The organism is Blastococcus sp. SYSU D00922, assembly GCF_054050495.1.
In genome coordinates, this window is the sequence record NZ_JBJGZL010000022.1 from 14,751 (window position 1) to 33,421 (window position 18,671).

Annotated in this window: 17 protein-coding genes and 1 tRNA gene; 9 read left to right on the forward strand and 9 right to left on the reverse strand. The window is 72.6% G+C overall.

Annotated elements, in window-relative coordinates; all coding sequences use genetic code 11:
- Nucleotide 1: 1 nt before the first annotated feature.
- Entirely contained in the window at nt 2-1,156 is a 1,155-nt protein-coding gene (locus ACI78T_RS20105; protein WP_456559906.1) for a glutathione-independent formaldehyde dehydrogenase, read from the reverse strand.
- A 113-nt stretch (nt 1,157-1,269) separates the two neighbouring features.
- Complete coding sequence (locus ACI78T_RS20110; protein WP_456559907.1) at nt 1,270-1,509, reverse strand: hypothetical protein; 240 nt, start codon at nt 1,507-1,509, stop codon at nt 1,270-1,272.
- Nucleotides 1,510-1,700: 191 nt separating this feature from the next.
- On the opposite strand from ACI78T_RS20110, the gene ACI78T_RS20115 reads away from it, so the two are divergent.
- On the forward strand, nt 1,701-2,078 hold the full coding sequence (locus ACI78T_RS20115) for a DUF2267 domain-containing protein (protein ID WP_456559908.1): 378 nt from the start codon (nt 1,701-1,703) through the stop codon (nt 2,076-2,078).
- Between the two features lie 83 nt (nt 2,079-2,161).
- The gene (locus ACI78T_RS20120) at nt 2,162-2,380 is read left to right on the forward strand and encodes a hypothetical protein (protein ID WP_456559909.1); all 219 of its coding nucleotides are present in this window, start codon (nt 2,162-2,164) and stop codon (nt 2,378-2,380) included.
- An 81-nt stretch (nt 2,381-2,461) separates the two neighbouring features.
- On the opposite strand, the gene ACI78T_RS20125 is transcribed toward ACI78T_RS20120, so the two are convergent.
- Both ACI78T_RS20125 and ACI78T_RS20130 read right to left on the reverse strand, forming a co-directional pair.
- Complete coding sequence (locus ACI78T_RS20125; RefSeq protein WP_456559910.1) at nt 2,462-4,993, reverse strand: ATP-dependent Clp protease ATP-binding subunit; 2,532 nt, start codon at nt 4,991-4,993, stop codon at nt 2,462-2,464.
- Between the two features lie 390 nt (nt 4,994-5,383).
- Nucleotides 5,384-6,043 (reverse strand): TetR/AcrR family transcriptional regulator, encoded by a 660-nt coding sequence (locus ACI78T_RS20130; RefSeq protein ID WP_456559911.1) that lies wholly within the window; start codon nt 6,041-6,043, stop codon nt 5,384-5,386.
- Between the two features lie 206 nt (nt 6,044-6,249).
- Here ACI78T_RS20130 and ACI78T_RS20135 point away from each other — a divergent pair, with 206 nt between their 5' ends.
- Complete coding sequence (locus ACI78T_RS20135; protein WP_456559912.1) at nt 6,250-7,176, forward strand: LysR family transcriptional regulator; 927 nt, start codon at nt 6,250-6,252, stop codon at nt 7,174-7,176.
- Here ACI78T_RS20135 and ACI78T_RS20140 read toward each other — a convergent pair.
- On the reverse strand, nt 7,133-8,482 hold the full coding sequence (locus ACI78T_RS20140) for a sensor domain-containing phosphodiesterase (protein ID WP_456559913.1): 1,350 nt from the start codon (nt 8,480-8,482) through the stop codon (nt 7,133-7,135). The genes ACI78T_RS20135 and ACI78T_RS20140 overlap by 44 nt on opposite strands.
- A gap of 263 nt (nt 8,483-8,745) precedes the next feature.
- On the opposite strand from ACI78T_RS20140, the gene ACI78T_RS20145 reads away from it, so the two are divergent.
- The 3 genes from ACI78T_RS20145 (at nt 8,746) to ACI78T_RS20155 (ending at nt 11,642) form a co-directional block, all read left to right on the forward strand.
- On the forward strand, nt 8,746-9,777 hold the full coding sequence (locus ACI78T_RS20145; RefSeq protein ID WP_456559914.1) for a GAF domain-containing protein: 1,032 nt from the start codon (nt 8,746-8,748) through the stop codon (nt 9,775-9,777).
- Nucleotides 9,778-9,930: 153 nt separating this feature from the next.
- On the forward strand, nt 9,931-10,470 hold the full coding sequence (locus ACI78T_RS20150; protein ID WP_456559915.1) for an SRPBCC family protein: 540 nt from the start codon (nt 9,931-9,933) through the stop codon (nt 10,468-10,470).
- Nucleotides 10,467-11,642 (forward strand): zinc-dependent alcohol dehydrogenase, encoded by a 1,176-nt coding sequence (locus ACI78T_RS20155; protein WP_456559916.1) that lies wholly within the window; start codon nt 10,467-10,469, stop codon nt 11,640-11,642. The genes ACI78T_RS20150 and ACI78T_RS20155 overlap by 4 nt, the downstream gene beginning before the upstream one ends.
- Here the strand turns inward: ACI78T_RS20155 and ACI78T_RS20160 are convergent.
- The 3 genes from ACI78T_RS20160 to ACI78T_RS20170 all read right to left on the reverse strand — a co-directional run bounded on the left by ACI78T_RS20160 (nt 11,632) and on the right by ACI78T_RS20170 (nt 14,606).
- The gene (locus ACI78T_RS20160) at nt 11,632-12,585 is read right to left on the reverse strand and encodes a LysR family transcriptional regulator (RefSeq protein WP_456559917.1); all 954 of its coding nucleotides are present in this window, start codon (nt 12,583-12,585) and stop codon (nt 11,632-11,634) included. The genes ACI78T_RS20155 and ACI78T_RS20160 overlap by 11 nt on opposite strands.
- A 253-nt stretch (nt 12,586-12,838) precedes the next feature.
- Nucleotides 12,839-13,441: a hypothetical protein gene (locus ACI78T_RS20165; RefSeq protein WP_456559918.1), complete on the reverse strand. Its 603-nt coding sequence runs from the start codon at nt 13,439-13,441 to the stop codon at nt 12,839-12,841.
- Nucleotides 13,442-13,457: 16 nt separating this feature from the next.
- The gene (locus ACI78T_RS20170) at nt 13,458-14,606 is read right to left on the reverse strand and encodes a zinc-dependent alcohol dehydrogenase (RefSeq protein ID WP_456559919.1); all 1,149 of its coding nucleotides are present in this window, start codon (nt 14,604-14,606) and stop codon (nt 13,458-13,460) included.
- A 312-nt stretch (nt 14,607-14,918) separates the two neighbouring features.
- Between ACI78T_RS20170 and ACI78T_RS20175 the strand changes: the two genes are divergently transcribed.
- From ACI78T_RS20175 to ACI78T_RS20185, 3 genes are all read left to right on the forward strand, one after another.
- The gene (locus tag ACI78T_RS20175) at nt 14,919-15,674 is read left to right on the forward strand and encodes a type 1 glutamine amidotransferase domain-containing protein (protein WP_456559920.1); all 756 of its coding nucleotides are present in this window, start codon (nt 14,919-14,921) and stop codon (nt 15,672-15,674) included.
- A 200-nt stretch (nt 15,675-15,874) separates the two neighbouring features.
- On the forward strand, nt 15,875-16,891 hold the full coding sequence (locus tag ACI78T_RS20180; RefSeq protein ID WP_456559921.1) for a LuxR C-terminal-related transcriptional regulator: 1,017 nt from the start codon (nt 15,875-15,877) through the stop codon (nt 16,889-16,891).
- A gap of 178 nt (nt 16,892-17,069) precedes the next feature.
- On the forward strand, nt 17,070-18,428 hold the full coding sequence (locus tag ACI78T_RS20185) for a DUF2254 domain-containing protein (RefSeq protein ID WP_456559922.1): 1,359 nt from the start codon (nt 17,070-17,072) through the stop codon (nt 18,426-18,428).
- Between the two features lie 74 nt (nt 18,429-18,502).
- Here the strand turns inward: ACI78T_RS20185 and ACI78T_RS20190 are convergent.
- A tRNA-Ala gene (locus ACI78T_RS20190) sits at nt 18,503-18,575 on the reverse strand.
- Between the last annotated feature and the right edge of the window lie 96 nt (nt 18,576-18,671).

An 18,671-nucleotide genomic window follows, 5' to 3' on the forward strand; every position in this document is an offset into this window, starting at 1 on the left:
GTCAGGCACCCGCCATCGCCGGGTGGAGCACGACCTTGGTCCAGCCGTCGTCCCGGTTGTCGAAGTGCTCGTAGGCCTCCGGCGCGCGGTCGAGGGGCAGCTCGTGGCTGACGATGAACGACGGCTCTGCCTTGCCGCCGGCGATGAGGTCGCGCAGCTGCCGGTTGTACTTCTTGATGGGCGCCTGACCGCTGCCGATGTGCTGGCCCTTGAACCAGAACATGCCGAAGTCGAAGGCGAGCTTGCCCTGCTTCGCCAGCTCGTCGCTGGCCCCGGGGTCCTGCGGGACGAAGACGCCGACCGTGCCGATCGTCCCGGTGAAGCGCACCGAGGAGACCAGCCGGTTCATCGTGAGGTTGGCCTGCTCCTGCCCGTCGGGCTCGTGCGCCTGGTAGCCGACGCACTCGCAGCCGTTGTCCGCGCCCAGCCCCATCGTCCGCTCGAGCACTGCCTCGACCGGGTCGACCTTCGAGTCGTCGATGGCGATCGCGCCGATGGACTCGGCCAGCTTGAGCCGGTCGGGATGCCGGTCGACGACCATGACCTTGCCGGCCCCCCGGATGGTGGCCGAGAGCGCGGCCATGAGCCCGACCGGTCCGGCGCCGTAGATGACCGTCTGGTCGCCGGGCTTCACGCCCGCCATCTCGGTGGCGTGGTAGCCGGTCGGGAAGATGTCGGCGAGCATCACGTAGTCGGTCTGGCGCTGCTCGGCGTCCTCCCCCAGACGCAGGCAGTTGAAATCACCCCAGGGCACCCGCAGCAGCTCCGCCTGCCCACCGGCCCAAGGGCCCATGTCGGCGAAGCCGTACGCGGCGCCGGCCATCTTCGGCTCCGGCTGCGCGGTCAGGCAGTAGTTGGTGAGCTGCCGCTCGCAGTTCTTGCAGTGACCGCAGGCGATGTTGAACGGCAGGACGACCCAGTCGCCGACCTTCACCTTGTCGACCCCGTCGCCGACCTCCACGACGTGGCCCATGTTCTCGTGCCCGAACCAGCGGCCGGTCTCGAAGTCGGTCCGCCCTTCGTACATGTGCAGGTCGGAGCCGCAGATGTTCGTCGAGGTGATCCGGACCAGGACGTCGGTCGATCGCTCGATCCGCGCGTCCGGGACGTCCTTGACGCTGACCTGGCGGGGTCCGTCGTACACGACTGCCTTCACGCTGCCTCCTCGTGCCGGGTGGGTGCCGACGCCGGGTTCGGGCCGGGACCCCGATTGCACCCGTCCGAGCGCGGCACCCGATATCGGCAGACATGCCCATCCGGGGGCCGTGGTCAGGTGCGGGGTGCCAGCTCGTACACCGGTCCGAGTTCGGTCGGGCTCGCGTCGGGCACCTCGCGCAGGATCTTCGGCTCGGTGTGCAGCAGCCGGTGGACGGCGGCGCGTGCCCGCTCGAGGTCCAGGCCGGCGCGGCGGGCGATGTCCTGCAGGTGCGGAGCGCCGGCGCCCACCTCGGCCTCGGCGACGGCTCGGTAGACGGCGGCGTCCTCGCCCGACAGCTCCTCGACTCGCATGGTGGTCCTCCCCGGGACGGCGGCCCCGACACCGTGCCGGCGCCGCGGGAGGGCTACCCGGGTGCCGCACCGGTAGCCGGACGGAGCGCGCACATGGGCAGGTCTGCCGATGGTCTTCCCCGGCGGCATCCCGCAGGTTGGGAGCACCGGCCGGAGCCAGCCGCGCCTGGTCCCTGGAACGAGGAGGAGCAGTGCAGTACGACGACTTCGTCTCGTCCGTGCAGATCCGGGGCGGGCGCCGCCGCGAGGAGACGGAGGCAGTGGTGCACGCGACGTTGCGCGTGCTGGCCGAGCGGCTCACCGCCGGTGAGGCCGACGACCTCCGTGCCCAGCTGCCGGGAGAGCTGCAGGCCGACCTCATCCCGCCGGAGCCGGAGGCACAGCCCTTCGGCCCCGAGGAGTTCGCCCTGCGGGTCGCCCGGATGGCGGGCGTGCCCGAGGAGCAGGCGCGCGACGGGATGGTCGCCGTCCTCACCACGACCCGGCAGGCGGTGGAGCCCGGTGAGTTCGACGACGTGCTCGCCCAGCTCGGCGCGGAGTTCGCCCGGCTCGTGCCCGGACCGACGTAGGCCCGAAGGGCCTCCCAGGAGCCTCGAGGCCGAGGAACGCAGTACCTGATCACCAGCGACGGACGACACCGGATGGAGGAGTGGTGAGCGAGTCAGAGCTCGAGGAGACAGGGACGGGAGACGCCGCCAAGCGCATCGGTCAGGCGCCGACGACCACGGACGTGACCGACCCGGAACGGTCCTCCCGGAACACCGCCGCAGGCTCCGGTTCCGAGCCCGGCGAGGGCCCCGTGCAGCCGGCCGCCGACGAGGGGGTGGATCCGTCGGCCAGCATCGAGCCCCACAACGAGGGGCTCGTCTGACCACCTGACCAGGCCGGCCCCGCAGTCGCCGACTGCGGGGCCGTCGCCGTGCCCGGCACACGTCGCCCCGGGCACGTCCGCTCACGCCGGCGCGGTCGCGGCCTCCTGCGTCTCCGCCACCTCGACGTCCAGGTCGCCGTCCCTGACCAGGACGCGCACTCGCTGGCCGCTGCGCAGCCGGCCGTCGAGCATGAGCCGGGAGAGCCGGTTGTCCACCTCGCGCTGGATGGCCCGGCGCAGCGGGCGGGCGCCGAACTGGGGCTCGAACCCCCGCTCGGCGAGCCAGCTGACCGCCTCCGGGGTGAACTCCACCTCGATGCCCTGCGCGCGCAGCCGCCGCCGCGTCTCGTCCAGCAGCAGCTCCGTGATCCGCTCCAGCTGGGTGCTGTCCAGCTGCTGGAACACCACGATCTCGTCGATCCGGTTGAGGAACTCCGGCCGGAAGGACTCCCGCAGCCGGCGCATGACCTGGCTGCGCAGGTCGTCGCCGGCGGTGCCGTTGCCGGTGAAGCCGAGCGGGCCGCGGCCGGCGTTGACGATCGCCTCCGACCCCAGGTTGCTGGTCATGATGATCACGGTGTTGCGGAAGTCGACCGTCCGGCCCTGGGAATCGGTCAACCGGCCGTCGTCGAGCACCTGCAGCAACGTGTTGAAGACGTCGGGGTGGGCCTTCTCGACCTCGTCGAGGAGCACCACGGAGTAGGGACGGCGGCGCACCGCCTCGGTGAGCTGCCCGGCGTCCTCGTAGCCGACGTAGCCGGGCGGGGACCCGACCAGCCGGCTGACCGTGTGCCGCTCCTGGAACTCGCTCATGTCCAGCCGGATCATCCGGTCCTCGTCGCCGAAGAGGGCCTCGGCCAGGGCGCGGGCCAGCTCGGTCTTGCCCACGCCGGTGGGCCCGAGGAAGAGGAAGCTGCCGATCGGCCGGTCGGGGTCGCCCAGCCCCACCCGGCTGCGCCGGACCGCCTCCGCGACGACTTCGACCGCCTCGTCCTGCCCGACCACCCGCTCGTGCAGCCGCTGCTCCAGGCCGAGCAGCCGCGCCATCTCCTCCTCCGTGAGCTGGCTGACGGGGATGCCGGTGGCCCGGGACACCACCTCGGCGATGTCCTCGACACCGACCTCCGGAACACCGGACCCACCCGCACCCTCACCGCCGCCGTCCCGGGCCAGCTCGAGCCGCTGCTGGGCCTCGGCGACCTGGTCGCGCAGCTGGGAGGCCCGCTCGTACTGCTCGGCGGCCACGGCCTGGTCCTTCTCCCGCTGCAGCCGCTCGACCTCCTGCTCCAGTCCGCGCAGGTCGGTGGGGGGCGTCTTCACCCGGCGGCGCACCCGTGCGCCCGCCTGGTCGATGAGGTCGATCGCCTTGTCCGGCAGGTGCCGGTCGGTGATGTAGCGGTCGGAGAGCTCCACTGCCGCGACCACGGCCTCGTCCGAGAACCGAACCTGGTGGTGGGCCTCGTAGCGGTCGCGCAGGCCGCACAGGATCTGCACCGTGTCCTCGACGCTCGGCTCCGCGACGAGGACCGGCTGGAACCGGCGCTCCAGCGCGGCGTCCTTCTCGATGTTGCGGCGGTACTCGTCGAGCGTCGTGGCCCCGATGATGTGCAGCTCACCGCGGGCCAGGGCCGGCTTGAGCATGTTGCCGGCGCCGCCCGAGCCCTCGCTCGCCCCCGCGCCCACGACGGTGTGCAGCTCGTCGATGAACGCGATGACCTCGTCGCGGTGCTCGCGGATCTCGTCGATGATCTTCTTCAGCCGCTCCTCGAAGTCGCCGCGGTAGCGCGTTCCGGCGACCAGCCCGGTCAGGTCGATCTCCACCACGCGGCGGCCGCGCAGCGTCTCCGGGACGTCGCCGTCGACGATCTGTGCGGCGATCCCCTCCACGATCGCGGTCTTCCCGACGCCGGCCTCACCGATGAGCACGGGGTTGTTCTTGCGTCGCCGGGACAGCACCTCGACGGTCTGCTCGATCTCCTGCTCCCGGCCGATCACCGGGTCGATCTCCCCGTTGCGGGCCATCGCGGTCAGGTCGCGGCCGAACTCGTCCAGCGTCGGGGTGCTCGACGGAGGCCGGCCGGCTGCCCCCTGCCCGCCACCTGCACCGCTGGCTGCCTGCTGCAGGGTCTCCGGTGTGACGCCCCGCTGGCGCAGGAGCCGCCCGCCCGGCGAGTCGGGGTTGACCGCCAGTGCGAACAGCAGGTGTTCGGGACCGATGTAGGTGGAACCGAGCGCCCGGGAGATCTGGTGGGCGTCCAGGAGGGCGCGCTTGGCCGCCGGGGTGAGCGCCGGTGTCTCGCCGCGCGGCTCGCCACGACGCGCCAGGCCGTCGAGGTCCGCACGCAACTGCGCGGGGTCGGCGCCCGCGCGGCCGATCAGGTGCCGGGTGGTCTCCTCGTCGGTCATCGCCCACAGCAGGTGGTCGGTGTCGAGGTCCGGGCTGCCCACCTCGGCGGCCCGGCGGGCCGCCGCGTTCACCAGCTCCCTGGCCTGCTCGCTCAGGAACTGGGTGATGTCGACGCGCTGCCGCGGCTGGCGGGAGCCACCCATGTACCGGGCGAAGAAGTCGTCGAAGGGGCTGCCGTAGGGGCCTGGGAAGAATCCGCTGGTCATCGATCGTCCGTCCCGGGAGTGGGTGTGGTCCCCCCATGCCACCCGCCACGGCGCGGCATCTCCATCGGTCATCCTGCCGACGAGGCCCGTCCCGGGACGCCCGCAGCGGGGGACGGTCCTCCCCACGAGCCATCGATGCCGTCGATGCCGGCCAGCGGAACGGCGACATTTACCAGCGGCCCGACCGGAAGGAACCTGGTCGGGAGCCGGCCGTCGCGCACCTCGACCGCCGCGACCGTCGCCGCAGCGGGAGGATCGACGATGAGCGAGCACGTGACCTGGGAGACCTGTCCGGGCTGCGGGCGGTCCGCCGCCGTGGGCTGGCTCGACGGGGAACCGGTCGAGTTCGACTGCCCGCGTGGGTGCCGGCTGACGGCCGACGTCGTCGCCTCAACGTTCGGACGACGGCTCTCCCGGCGTCGGTACGTCGGGTAGGCGGCCCCCGCCGCGGTAGCGGAGGAGGGGCAGCACCACGTCGTCCACCACGGCCGTGACGAGCTCCTCGTCGATGTGGGCTCCCAGCAGCAGCCAGCGCTGGACGAGGATCCCCGCGCCGGCTTCGGCGGCCAGGGACGAGCCGCCCGTGGGCTCGATCTCCCCCCGTCCCACGGCACGCCCGAGCACCTCGTCGAAGGCCGCGGCCCACCGGGCCACCGGGCCCGCGTGATAAGCGGCGGCCAGGGCCGGGTCGTCGTGCACCGCGCTCAGCAGCGCCCGGTTGGCGCGCCCGGCCGGGCCGTTGAAGTGGGCGGCCGCCGAGGTGAGCAGGGCCACCAGGTCGTTCCGCAGCGAGCCGGTGTCCGACAGGTCGAGGGTGCCCTCGATCGATCGCTCGGTGTAGCTGACCAGCAGGTCGGTCTTGCTGGGCCACCGCCGGTAGATGGCGGCCTTGCCGACGCCGGCGGTCAGCGCCACCTCGTCCATGGTGAAGCCGCCGGCGCCGAGGCGGGCCAGCACCTCGACCACGGCCGCCGTGATCGCCTCGTCCTTCGTCGGGTCCAGCGGGCGGCGGCCGGTCCGGCGAGCCGGCCCGCCCCCGCCCGATGCCATGGCTCGACTCTAGGGCGGATCCGCCGGGCGACCGCCCGTGGTCCCGGAGGACCGGCCGTGACACGACACCTGCGAGTTCCGTCGCGGCTCCCTACGGTCCGCGGCACAGGACCGGCGCGGGTCTCCTCCTCCCGCGCCGCCGAGCACGAAGAGGAACCGATGCGGACGACGACGACGCCCTCCCCCCGCGCTGTCACGGTGCACCCGTGGAGCTGAGGCAGCTCGAGTACTTCCTGGCCGTCGTCGAGGAGGGATCGTTCACCGCCGCGGCGGCCCGCCTGTACATGGTGCAGTCCAGCCTGTCGGCGTCCCTGCTGTCCCTGGAGCGGGAGCTCGGCACCGAACTCTTCATCCGGGGTCGCCGCGGCACCGAGCTCACCGACGCGGGACGCGCCCTGCTCGAACCTGCCCGTGCCGCCCTGACCCACACCGAGCGAGCGCGCGACGCGGTCGCCGAGGTCACCGGCCTGCTCCGCGGCTCGGTGCGCATCGCCGCGATGGCCGTCCCCCGGGTCGTCGACGTCGCGGAGACCATCCGTGCGTTCCAGTCCGCGCACCCGGGGGTCGACGTGCACGTCCTGCCCGCGGGCGCGCAGGGGATGGTGGATCTCGTCACCGACGGCCAGGTGGACTTCGCGATCGGACCGCGGACCCCGCAGCTGGGCTCCGCGCTCCGCTTCACCCCTCTCATCAGCACCCCGCTGACGGTCATGTGCCCGAACGGCCACCGGCTCGCCGGCGCACGGGACGTGGACCCCGCGGACGTCGTCGACGAGCCGCTCATCGACCTGGCGCGCGGTTGGTGGGCCCGGGCTCTCTTCGACTCGTGGCTGCAGGAGCGCACGCCGCGGCGCCGGGTCCGGCTGGAGATCAACGACTGGCTGGCCCTGCTGAACATGGTGCAACGCGGCATGGGGGTCTCGTACGGCCCCTACGCCTGCATCGACCGCGAGACCTTCGCCGGCGTGGCGACCGCCTCGCTGGCCTGCCCGCCGCTGTGGGAGCTCGGGATCATCACCCGGGACGACGCCCTCCGCGGGGCCGCGGGGCGCGCGTTCCTCGCCGCCTACCTCGACCAGTGCCGGCCGGTCACGGCACGCCAGGTCGCGTCATCGGCCACGACCTCCGGCTGAGCCGCGTCGGGGCCGACGAGGCCGGGTCCAGCCAACGGCGCCAGTCGCGCTCCTCGGTGCTCGGTCGGCCCAGCAGGTATCCCTGGCCGACGTCGACGCCGAGGCGCAGCATCGCCGCGCGCTCCTCGGGCCGCTCCACCCCCTCGGCGACGACGACGGCATGCATCCCGCGGGCGAGCGCCACGACGGCGCCGGCGAGCGCCCACCGTGCCGGGTCGCCGTCGATGCCGCTGATGAGACTGCGGTCGAGCTTGATGAGGTCAGGGGCCAGCCGGAGGATGTGCCGGAAGGTGGCGTAGCCGGCTCCCGCGTCGTCCACGGCGATGCGCAGACCCGCTCTCCGCAACGGCCGGAGCGCCCGCTCGAGGGCGTCGTAGTCCTCCACCGGCGAGTGCTCGGTGAGCTCCACGACGACCCGAGACAGCGGGACGGGAGCCGCCCGCAGCGCGTCGGGGAACCCCGACCACAGCAGCGTCTCCGGGGAGACGTTGACGGACACGTACGCGTTCCCGGGCAGAGCGGTCGCCTGGCGCAGCGCGTGCAGGGCTGCGTGGATCTCGAGGTCGACGCCGAGCCCGACCCGCGCGGCGTCGGTGAACCAGTCCTCCGCGGTACGTCCCTCGTCCGCCACGGCGAACCGGGACAGCGCCTCCACTCCCAGCACCCGGCCGTCCGCCAGCGAGACGATCGGCTGGAACGCCGTCCGCACGGCGCCGTCGGCGAGCACCCGGACGATCGCCGCCGACGTCCTCGCGGGATCGCCGGCCGGCGCCTCCCAGACGGGGTGGGACGCCCCGAGCAGGCCGGTGAAACGACCCTGACCGTCGGTCCGTGCCACGGCGGTGCTCCGCAGCCACACCGCGTCACCGGCCTTGGTCACGCAGCGGAACGCACGACGCCGCCATCCCCGCCCGGCCGCGAGCAGGTGGGTGAGCACGGCGTGCTCGTCGGGGTGGGTGATGTCGTGGAGCGACAGCGACCGGGCCTCCTCCGGTGCGTAGCCGAGGAGCTCGAGGCACTGCGGCCCGGCATGGGTGAGCCGGCCGGACGCATCGCACTCCCAGACGACCTCCTCCCCGACCTGGTCCCGGGCAACCGCGTGCCGACCCGACGCCGCGCCGGGCCGGGAGAACCGGCCGGTCGCCCACCCCGCGGCGGCGATCACGACCACCGCCGCCCCGTGGAGGCCCGGCACGGGCCCACCGAGCACGTCGGGGCGCACGACGAGGCAGACCACGGCGACGACGGCGGCACCGAGCGCGGCCCCCAGGCCCGCACCGCCGCTGTGCGGCCGCTGTCCTCGCACGAGAGCTCCTCGCGATGTCCCGACGGCGCTTCCCCGTCGGAAGCCCCTATCCGGATGTCGACGGCCCGCGCCGCGGGATTGATCGCCCGTCCTCGATGGCCACCATCGACGGAGGCGATGACGGCCTCCGCCGGGCCTGTCCCGGAGCATCCCCGGGCGGGATCGGTCGCTCTCCCGATGCCGTCCACCGGTCCGTGGACGACTCTGGAGCCACGCAGTCGGGCAGCCGGGTAGCGGTGTCGTACGGAGGGAGGGCGGCGCGCATGGGCGGGGGCGACACGAGGCTGCCGGGAGGGCGAGGACTGGACCTCGCCGACGTCACCTCGTCGTCCGCGACGGTGCACGATCGCGCCGCGGAGATCCTGGAGCGGCTCGAGCGGGTCCTGCCGTTCGACGCCGGCTGGCTCGCGACACGCGATCCCGAGCGGCACCGGCACGTCCCTCTGGCCACCACGGGCACTGTGGAGCCGCTCCGGGACTACTTCGGCCGACCGGAGGCCGATGAGGAGCTGGAGCAGCTGGGTCTCAACCGGCACCGGGGGCCGATCCTGGCCAGCGAGCTGCCGATCCCCCTGCCCGAGGTCCGCGCGTGGGCCGACCACCTGCTCCCGGCAGGTTTCCGGCAGGGGCTGGCTGCTCCCCTGTTCACGTCGGCCGGGCGGCACGTCGGCTTCCTCAGCTTGCTCTCGACGGACCCGTCGCGGCCGGCAGAGGCCGACCGACGAGCCCTCGCGGCCGTCACCACGGCGATCGCCGACGACCTGGACCGGACGAGGGACGTCGCCGAGACGGCCCGGATCGTCGAGGACGCAGACGCCGGCGTCGTGCTCACCCGCGGAGGTGACGTCCTGCCCCTGCCCGGTCTGCCGAGGGACCCCCTGCTGGCGCCGGGCTCACCGATCCTCGGGACCGCTCGCGAGGAGCTGGCGGAGAGCGGCGCGTTCACCTCGTTCCTCGCCCCTGCACCCGGGACCGACGGCGAGCGGCTCGTCCGCGTCACCGCGCTCGACGTCGCGCGCCCGGAGCTCGACCACGTCTGCGGCGCGGTGCTCCTGTCCCCACCCGGGGAGCTGCACGGCCTCACCGTTCTCGACCTCCGGGTGCTGGGCCTCCTGATCGACGGCGTCACGGACGTCCCGGCCTTGGCCCGGTCGCTCCAGGTCTCCGCCGAGGCGGTGGCCGGCTCCTTGGGTCGGATCCTGGTCGGGCTGCGGGCCAGCAACCTCACGGCGGCCATGGTGCGGGCGCTGCGCGACGGCGTCCGCATCCCGCCGCGGGTCACCGGGGGGAGCTGACCCGTTCCGCGCGGACCGGCCCTGCACCGGAGCGTTCCACGCTCGTCGCGGCCGGCGAGTGCCGGCAATCGGTCGTTCTGCCGATGGCGCCGCCCGGGGCCGGGACGTTCTGCTGCATCGACACCGTCCTTCCGGAGAGGGAGCCCGACCCCGATGGAACTGACCTCGACCACGACCGTGACCAGGCCACCGGAGGAGGTCTACGCCTTCTGGCGGCAGCTCGACCGGCTCCCGACGTTCATGGCACACCTGGACGAGGTTCGCCCCACCGACGGGCGCCGCAGCCACTGGAAGGCCAGCGCACCGTTCGGGCAGTCGGTCGAGTGGGACGCCGAGACCACCGAGGACGTCCCCGGGCAGCGCATCGCCTGGCGCTCGCTCGACGGCGCGGACGTGCCCAACTCCGGTCAGGTCCGGTTCGTGCCCGCACCGGGCGGGCGCGGCACCGAGGTGTACGTGCTCCTGAGCTACGAACTGCCGGGCGGAGCCCTGGGCAAGGCTGTGGCGAAGTACTTCGGCGAGGAGCCGTCCCAGCAGCTCGACGACGACCTGCGCCGGTTCAAGCAGGTCATGGAGACCGGCGAGGTGATCCGCAGTGACGGAGCCCCGCGGGGGAAGCAGGCCCGCGAGGAGTTCCCGCAGCACCCCGCCCAGCCGCTCACCGACGAGGAGCTGAAGGAGGCGCTGGCGTGAAGGCGAACACCTGGGTCAGCCCGAACACCGTCGAGGTGCAGGACGTCCCCGACCCGAGGATCCTCAACAGCCGCGACGCCATCGTCAGGATCACCTCGACGGCGATCTGCGGCTCGGATCTGCACCTGCTCGACGGCTACGTGCCGACGATGCAGAAGGGCGACGTCATGGGCCACGAGTTCATGGGCGAGGTGGTCGAGGTCGGCCCGGGCGTCGATCGCGACAAGCTCCGGGTCGGCGACCGCGTCGTCGTCCCCTTCCCCATCGGCTGCGGCGCCTGCTCCGCCTGCCGGAACCAGCTGTGGTCGTGCTGCGAGAACACCAACCCCAACGCGGGTGTGGCCGAGAAGATGTTCGGCCACCCGGTCGCCGGCATCTACGGCTACTCCCACCTCACCGGCGGCTTCGCCGGCGGCCAGGCCGAGTACGCCCGCGTGGTGCTCGCCGACGTCAACCCCCTGAAGATCGAGTCGGACCTCTCCGACGAGCAGGTGCTCTTCCTCTCCGACATCCTGCCCACCGGTTACATGGGCGCGGAGATGTGCGAGATCACCGACGGCGACGTCGTCGCCGTCTGGGGCGCAGGGCCGGTCGGGCAGTTCGCGATGGACTCCGCCCGGGTGCTGGGCGCGGCGAAGGTGATCGCCATCGACGACGTCCCCTACCGGCTCGAGATGGCCGCGGCGCAGGGCTACGAGACGATCGACTACTCCGACACCGACGTCCGCTCGGCCCTGCTCGCACTGACCGGCGGCCGCGGCCCGGACAAGTGCATCGACGCCGTCGGCATGGAGGCCACCCACGGCGCGGCCCACGTGAACCTCTACGACCGGGCCAAGCAGGCGCTCCGGTCCGAGACCGACCGGCCGCACGTCCTGCGCCAGGCGATCATGTCCTGCCGCAGCGGAGGCATCGTCTCGGTCATCGGCGTCTACGGCGGGTTCATCGACAAGTTCCCGGCGGGTTCCTGGATGAACCGGTCCCTGACCCTGAAGACCGGTCAGTGCCACGTCCAGCGGTACATGCGCCCGCTGCTCGAGCGCATCGAACGGGGCGAGATCGACCCCACGCGCGTGATCACCCACCGCCTGCCGCTGGCCGAGGCGCCGCACGGCTACGACATCTTCAAGAACAAGGAGGACCGCTGCGAGAAGGTCGTCCTCACGCCGTGACGTCGACCTGCCGCCGACCGTCGCCCGGGACCGGTTCGACGAGGGTCCGCGGACCCGTGGAGGACTCGACCAGGAAGTCGACGAGCCTGCGGACCGCGGGGGTCGCCGGTTCCCGCCAGACCACCTCCAGGTCCCACCGCAGAGCCGGGACGAGAGGCCGGACGGCGATCCCCTCGATCCCCCGGTGATCGACCAGCCCGAGGATGCTCAGGGCGATGCCGGTGCCGGCTCCGACCGCGCGCAGAACCGCCTCCGGGGCGTTCAGCAGGTCCGGTTCGATGACGACCTGGTCCTGCGCCGCCCCGGCGGGGAACACGTGCTCCACGGCGCGGTCCCAGATCCCGTCGAACGGCTCGCGCGGGAACATCACCAGGACCTCTCCGGCGAGCGCGGTCACCGGGACGCTCGCCGCGCCGCTCAACGCGTGCGCGAGAGGGAGGACGACGCCGAGGACGACCGAGCCCAGGACCACGCCGGCCAGATCCCGCTGCCGGTGGGACCGGCTCCAGACGACCGCCGCGTCCGCCCTCCCCTGGCGCACGGCCTCGAGGGCGTCGTCTCCCCCGCTGGAGCTCACGGACACCTGGACGCCGTCGACCGCCAGCGCGGCGTGCCGGAGCGGGCCGTCCAGGACGAGGTCGGCCATGGTGGCCACCCGCAGGTTCAGCCGCTCTCGGGCATCCGCTCCGGCGACGCGCACGTCCGTCACGGCTCGGTCCACCTCGGCCAGGATGACCCGGGCCCGGTCGACCAGGACGACGCCGGCGGGGGTGAGCCGGACCGCCTCCGGGCTGCGCTCGAACAAGGGGACCCGGAGCTCCCGCTCCAGTGCACGGATCTGCTGCGAGAGCGACGGCGCGGCCATGTGCAGCCGTTGCGCAGCCCGGCTGAAGCGTCCCTCCTCGGCCACCGCGAGGAAGTAGCGCAGCTGGCGCAGCTCCACGGGTCAGTTCACCGCCGAGATCGTCCGTCCGGGTCCTCGTGGCCATGCCGCAACGGGCACACCACCAAGGTATTCCGTCAGGGCAACACCGGTTGCTCCTCACAACGGTGCGGTACCCCCAGCTGCAGCACGGCAAGGCGGGTCCAGGGCTGCAGCCGCCCTCGACGGCTCCGGGCGACCGAGCACTCCCACCCGGGTGGCGAGGGGCGGGACCGGTGCCGGCCATGTCGAGAACCTCCGGTCGGGCCCCGGCTCAGTGCAGCGTCCTGTGCCCGTTCGACCCCGCGTGCGCCAGCGACTTCGCCACGCTCCGGGCCCCGCTGTAGACGACCCCCGCCGCGGCGATCCACGGGCCACCGACGATCACCGGGTCCATCCACTGGTGCTTCACGTCGGTCCGGTTCTGGCCGAACCGGGACGAGATGCCGTGGTGGGTGAACTCGGCCTTCACCCCGGTCTCGGTGATGGGGTTGTCCGGGCGGAGCGTGAGGAACGACTTCAGGTGGTGCTCCCACGCGTCCACGCGGTCGGCGGCGATGAGCAGCAGCCAGTGCGCCGTCCGGCCCTCGCTGAACGTGTAGGCGTAGCGGCGGATGACACCGGCGATGCCCGACGGCGGCTGGGCGGTCCCGAAGACCGGGGTGAGCATCCCGTGCTCCGGCGAGCGTTCCCGTGGGTACTTCTCCGGCTGCCGCTCCGGGAACTCCCAGTGCGCGCCGGTGAAGTCCTCCTGGAACTGAAGCTTCGGCACCGAGGGCCGGTCCTTGGGATCGAGGTCGACGCCCCAGCCGGGGATGCGCGCCCGCAGCTCGTCGGGTGACTCGGCGATCGGGGGCTTGTGCGGTGTGTAGGTCATCGGGTTCTCCTGTCGCTCACGCCGCGGTCGGGACGACGAGGGGCTTGATGATTCCGTCGAGCTTGGCCGAGAAGATGTGGTAGCCCTCGGCGATGTCCTCGAGGGGCACCCGGTGGGTGACCAGCTCGCTGGGCTTGAGGTAACCGTTGCGCACGTGCTCGAACAGCCGTGGCCACTGCCGCTTCACCGGGGCCTGGTTGGTGTGGATCGTCAGCCCCTTGTTCATCGCGTCACCGAACTTGACGGCGCTGAACAGCGGGCCGTAGGCGCCCATCACCGAGATGGTCGCGCCCTTGCGGACGGAGTCGATCGCCCAGTTCAGCGCCACCGGGGATCCGCCCTGCAGCTTGAACTTGGACGAGGTGACGTGCTGGATGAAGTTGCCGTCGGCCTCCGCGCCCACGGCATCGATGGCGACGTCCGCGCCCAGCCAGTCCGTCGTCTTCTTCATCTCCAGGACGATGTCGCCGTACTCGGTGAAGTTGTAGGTCTCGGCGTGGGCGAAGGTGCGCGCCTTCTCCAGCCGGTGCTCCAGGTGGTCGATGACGATGACCCGGCCGGCGCCCATCAGCCAGGCCGACTTCGCCGCCACGAGTCCGACCGGTCCGGCGCCGAAGACGACCACGACGTCCCCCTCGACGATGTCGCCGAGCTGGGCCCCGAAGTAGCCGGTCGCCGTGGCGTCGGTGAGCAGGACCGCGTCCTCGTCGGCCATCCAGTCCGGGATCTTTGACGGGCCGACGTCGGCGAACGGCACCCGGACGAACTCGGCCTGGCCCCCGTCGTACCCGCCGGTCGTGTGGGAGTAGCCGTAGATGCCGCCGACGGCCGTGGCGTTCGGGTTGACGTTGTGGCAGTTGGAGTACAGACCTCGTGCGCAGTACCAGCAGGTGCCGCAGAAGATGTTGAACGGCACCATCACCCGGTCGCCGACGGAGAGGTTCCGCACGGACGACCCGACCTCGTCCACCACGCCGATGAACTCGTGGCCGAACGTGTGCCCGATCCGGGTGTCCGGCATCATGCCGTGGTAGAGGTGCAGGTCGGACCCGCAGATGGCGGCCAGCTGCACCCGGACGATGGCGTCGTTGGGGTGCTCGATCTTCGGCCGGGCCTTCTCCTCCATCCGGACCTTGTAGGGACCTCGGTAGACCATCGCTCGCATCGGATTCCCTCCTGGGGCCGCGGACCCCGGGGCTCGTGAGGCGCCTCGCGGCGCCCAGGCGGCCGGCTCTGATCACCGGCCCTGGCTCTGCGTCGGCCTTCGACCGCGACCACCGCACATCCGCACTACCCGCAGGGGAGCGCCGGAATATCGGCAGATCTGCCGATGCCCGTCGGCTCCCGGACCCCGTCTGATGGGCCGGAGCGCTGGAAGTCCGTCGGCGACCTCGGCTCGCTCCCGTGCGCCACGACCCAGCCGCCCCTGCCGACGAGCTCTCCGCGACCTCTCACCATCGAGCGACAGGGGGACGACATGCGCACCAGACGCAGGCTCAAGGGCCGGACCATCGCCGCCTTGGCGGCGGACGGCTTCGAGAAGGTGGAGCTGGTCGTTCCGCTGCGAGCCCTGACGGCGGCCGGCGCCACGGTGGACGTCGTGTCGCTCCGCCGCGGGCGGATCCGTGGGGTGAACCTGCACATGCCGGCGAGCCGCGTCCGAGTCGACAAGACGGTCGACGCAGCCGATCCCGGCGACTACGACGGGCTGCTGCTCCCCGGTGGCTTCATCAACCCCGACCTCCTCCGCCAGTCCGCTCCGGCACGGGCGTTCGTCCGCGCGTTCGCGGAGAGCGGCAAGCCGATCGCCACCCTCTGCCACGGACCGTGGGTGCTCGCATCGGCCGGCCTCGTGGAGGGACGGACCCTCACCTCCTGGCCCGGGATCCGCGACGACCTGGTGAACGCGGGCGCGACCTGGCTCGATCAGGAGCTCGTCCAGGACGGGAACCTGACCACCAGCAGAGGCCCGCAGGACATGACCGCCTTCGTCCGGGGGATGCTCGATGCCTTCGCGGGCACCTCGCCGGGGTCGGTGACGGCGGGACGGCGTCGTGAATCCGATGGCCAGCTCGACGCACCCGTCGGCTGGGCCGTCGGCGCCCTGCGCTGGTCGCCCAAGCCGTCGGCCGCCGCCCTGGTGGGCATCGGCCTGGCCGCGGTCGCCCAGCGCGTCCTGCACGCCCCGGCCACCCAGCACGGGAGGGCCCGGGCAGTACGTCGAGCCTGGTGACGTCCGCCGCCGTGACCGGCCCGCGGTCGCGCGACCTCGCCGGAGGCACCGTTAGCCGTTGCCTCAGGGCCACCTCGACTTTTCGACATCCGGAACGGGCATACTCCGTCCGCCTCGGCGGTATGAGGGCCGCGGGCAGCAAGCGTCGGCACCGTTGAACAGCCAGCGGTCACGCCGGCGCTGCGGTCCCGGGAGTGCCCGTGGAGAAGACCCCGATCCTCGAACTGGCGGAGACCGCCGCTTCGCCCATCCCCGTCCCGGAACGATCGCAGCAGATGCTGGAGTCGCTCCGCCGCGTCGTGCCCTTCGACGCCGCGTGGATGGCGCTCGCCGATCCGATGAGCAGCCGCTACACCTCCCTGGCCAGCACGGACCTCGACGACGGCGTACTGAAGTACATGAGCGGTCCCGAGACGGCGCACGACATCGAGGTGACAGGGGCCGACCGCGCCCGCCCACCGTTGAGCGTCTCCGACCTGCCCTACCCGGCCACCGACCTGCCGACCTGGGCCGAGTGCCTCATCCCCGCCGGCTTCCACGAGAACCTTTCCGTCGCCCTGTTCAACAAAGGCGGGCGCCACGTGGGGTTCCTGGCGCTGCTCCACGGCGGCAAGGAGCCACCCTCCACGGTCGTGCGGCGCCGGTTGCAGCAGATGACCGGCGTCCTGGCACACGGGATAGACCCCCTGCGCTCGCTGGCCGCGGGTGCGCGAGTGGTGCGGGGGGCGACCGCGGGCACGGTGCTGTGCCGCAACGGCGGCACCAGCCCGCTGCCCGGCATGGACGGCGACGCCGTGCTCGCCCCGGGATCGCCGGTCATCGAGCTCGCGCGCTCGTACATCGCCGACGGCCAGGTGTTCGCGTCCTTCCTCTGGCCGCGCGGGGGCCGCCAGGCCCCCGACGGGCACGTCCGGGTGACCGTGCTGGCCAGTCCAGAGGCGGCAGCGACGGCGAGCCTGCTCGGAACCGTCGTCCTCTCCCCGGTGACGGACCTGCGGGGGCTGACTCCGCGCGAGCTGGAGGTCCTGGGGTTGCTGGTCGACGGGTGCTCCAACCAGCAGATCGCCCGGGCGCTGGTCGTGGCCCCGCGGACGGTCGCTGCCCACCTGGAGCACATCCTCGTCAAGCTGGATGCGCCGTCGAGGACGCTCGCCGCCGTGCGGGCCGAGCGCCAGGGCCTGTACGTGCCCCTGGTGCCGTCGCCCTGCCGGGGCTGAATGGGCCGTTCTGCCGATGGCGCCGTCCCGCCGGCATCGATTTGCATGAGGTGACCGGGCGCTCCGCGAGGTCGCCGGGTCGGGCACGGCCGCACCAGGCCATGAGTCGACGCGGAGGGAAGCCGATGATCGGGTACGGGTCGTGCATCGGGGCGGCGCGCCCGCAGGCATCCGTCGCATGAGCACGATGCAGCTCCGGCACTTCGTCCGCACGAGCATGTGGCTGCTGCCGATCAGCTGCCTGGCCGCCGGAGTCCTCGTCGTCGCCGGAACGCTCGCCCTGGACAGGGCCACGGACTACCGGCTCGTCCCGCAGAGCCTGACGGGGACACCGTCCGACGCCCAGACGATCCTGTCCTCGTTCGCCACCGCCATGGTGTCGCTGACGTCGCTCGTCCTGACGGTCACCCTGGTCGCCGTCCAGCTGGCCATGGGCCAGTTCTCGCCCCGCATCGTCGGCGCGCTGCTCAACGACCGGTTCAGCCAGCTGGCGATCGGCTTGTTCGGCGCGAGCTTCCTGGTCTGCGTGCTGACGATGCGCGAGGTCCGCGGCTCCGACACCGGCACCGTGCCCGGCGTGTCGATGCTGCTGTGCTACCTCCTGGTGTTCGCCAGCATCGTGGTGCTGATCCTGTTCGTCCACCACGCCGGTCAGGGGCTCCGGGTCGCCGGGCTCATCGACCTCGTCGGCGACCGCAGCCGCGAGTTCATCGTCCGCCAGCACGGGGACTCGCCCGTCGTCTCCGCCGGCAGGAACGAGATCGTCGCCACCGAGCCCGGCAACGTGATCCGCGTCGACCGCCCCGCGCTGGTCGCCGCGGCCAGGCGGGCGGACTGCGTGCTCGAGCTCGTCCCCGTGGTCGGGGACTTCGTCGTCGGGGGTGCGCCCGTGTTCCGGGTGCACCCGGCTAGCCGGTCGACGACGAGTCCGGACGGGCGCCCGGCCCCTGCGCTCCGGGACGCCGACGTCACGCGCCACGTCGTCCTCGAGGCGGAGCGCGTGCACACCGAGGACCTCGCCTACGGCTTCCGCAAGCTCGTCGACATCGCCGTCCGGTCGATCGCGCAGCCCTTCGAGGACCCCACGACGGCGGTCCAGGCGCTGCACCGGCTGCACGACCTGCTGCGCCAGATCGCCGGCCGCCCCCTGCCCGCCGGCGAGCATCGCGACGAGGACGGCGTGGTGCGCTTTCTCGAGCGGACCGTGAGCTGGGAGGGCTACGTGCGGCTGGCCTTCGACGAGATCCGCCTCGCGGGGGCGTCGGAGCCTCAGGTGAGCCGCAAGCTGTGCGCGGCCCTGGCCGACCTCAAGAGCGTGGCACCGCCGGACCGGCAGGCGCCGCTGGACCGCCAGCTCCGGCTGCTGGAGGCCGCCGTCCGACGCGCCCGCGAGGACGAGGAGGACGTGCGGGCCGCGCTCACCCCCGACACCGAGGGCATCGGGTCGGGTGCCGATGTCACGACCGCCCCACCACCGCCATCTGCTCTCGTTCCGGATCGAGACGCGCCCGGGGTCGTGAGCGTCGAGCGGAACTGAGCACGCACACGGTCGTGAGCGGTCGGAGACGACTCAGGCCGCCCTCCCGGAGGAGAACGGCCTGGTCATCGGGGTGGAGCTGAGGGGACTCGAACCCCTGACCCCCACACTGCCAGTGTGGTGCGCTACCAGCTGCGCCACAGCCCCTTGCGTGCCCGGTCTGGTGCGTCCGAGCCGGGAGCAACTGTACAGGCCCGCTCGCGCGCACCCGCGCAGGGGTGGCGGCGCCGCACGTCGCGGCGC

Excerpts from the sequence above, each read along its gene's own strand:
- ACI78T_RS20110 (WP_456559907.1), bottom strand. The coding sequence starts at position 1,509 with ATGCGAGTCGAGGAGCTGTCGGGCGAGGACGCCGCCGTCTACCGAGCC.
- ACI78T_RS20125 (WP_456559910.1), bottom strand. The coding sequence starts at position 4,993 with ATGACCAGCGGATTCTTCCCAGGCCCCTACGGCAGCCCCTTCGACGAC.
- ACI78T_RS20130 (WP_456559911.1), bottom strand. The coding sequence starts at position 6,043 with ATGGCATCGGGCGGGGGCGGGCCGGCTCGCCGGACCGGCCGCCGCCCG.
- ACI78T_RS20145 (WP_456559914.1), top strand. The coding sequence starts at position 8,746 with ATGGGCGGGGGCGACACGAGGCTGCCGGGAGGGCGAGGACTGGACCTC.
- ACI78T_RS20150 (WP_456559915.1), top strand. The coding sequence starts at position 9,931 with ATGGAACTGACCTCGACCACGACCGTGACCAGGCCACCGGAGGAGGTC.
- ACI78T_RS20165 (WP_456559918.1), bottom strand. The coding sequence starts at position 13,441 with ATGACCTACACACCGCACAAGCCCCCGATCGCCGAGTCACCCGACGAG.
- ACI78T_RS20170 (WP_456559919.1), bottom strand. The coding sequence starts at position 14,606 with ATGCGAGCGATGGTCTACCGAGGTCCCTACAAGGTCCGGATGGAGGAG.
- ACI78T_RS20175 (WP_456559920.1), top strand. The coding sequence starts at position 14,919 with ATGCGCACCAGACGCAGGCTCAAGGGCCGGACCATCGCCGCCTTGGCG.
- ACI78T_RS20185 (WP_456559922.1), top strand. The coding sequence starts at position 17,070 with ATGAGCACGATGCAGCTCCGGCACTTCGTCCGCACGAGCATGTGGCTG.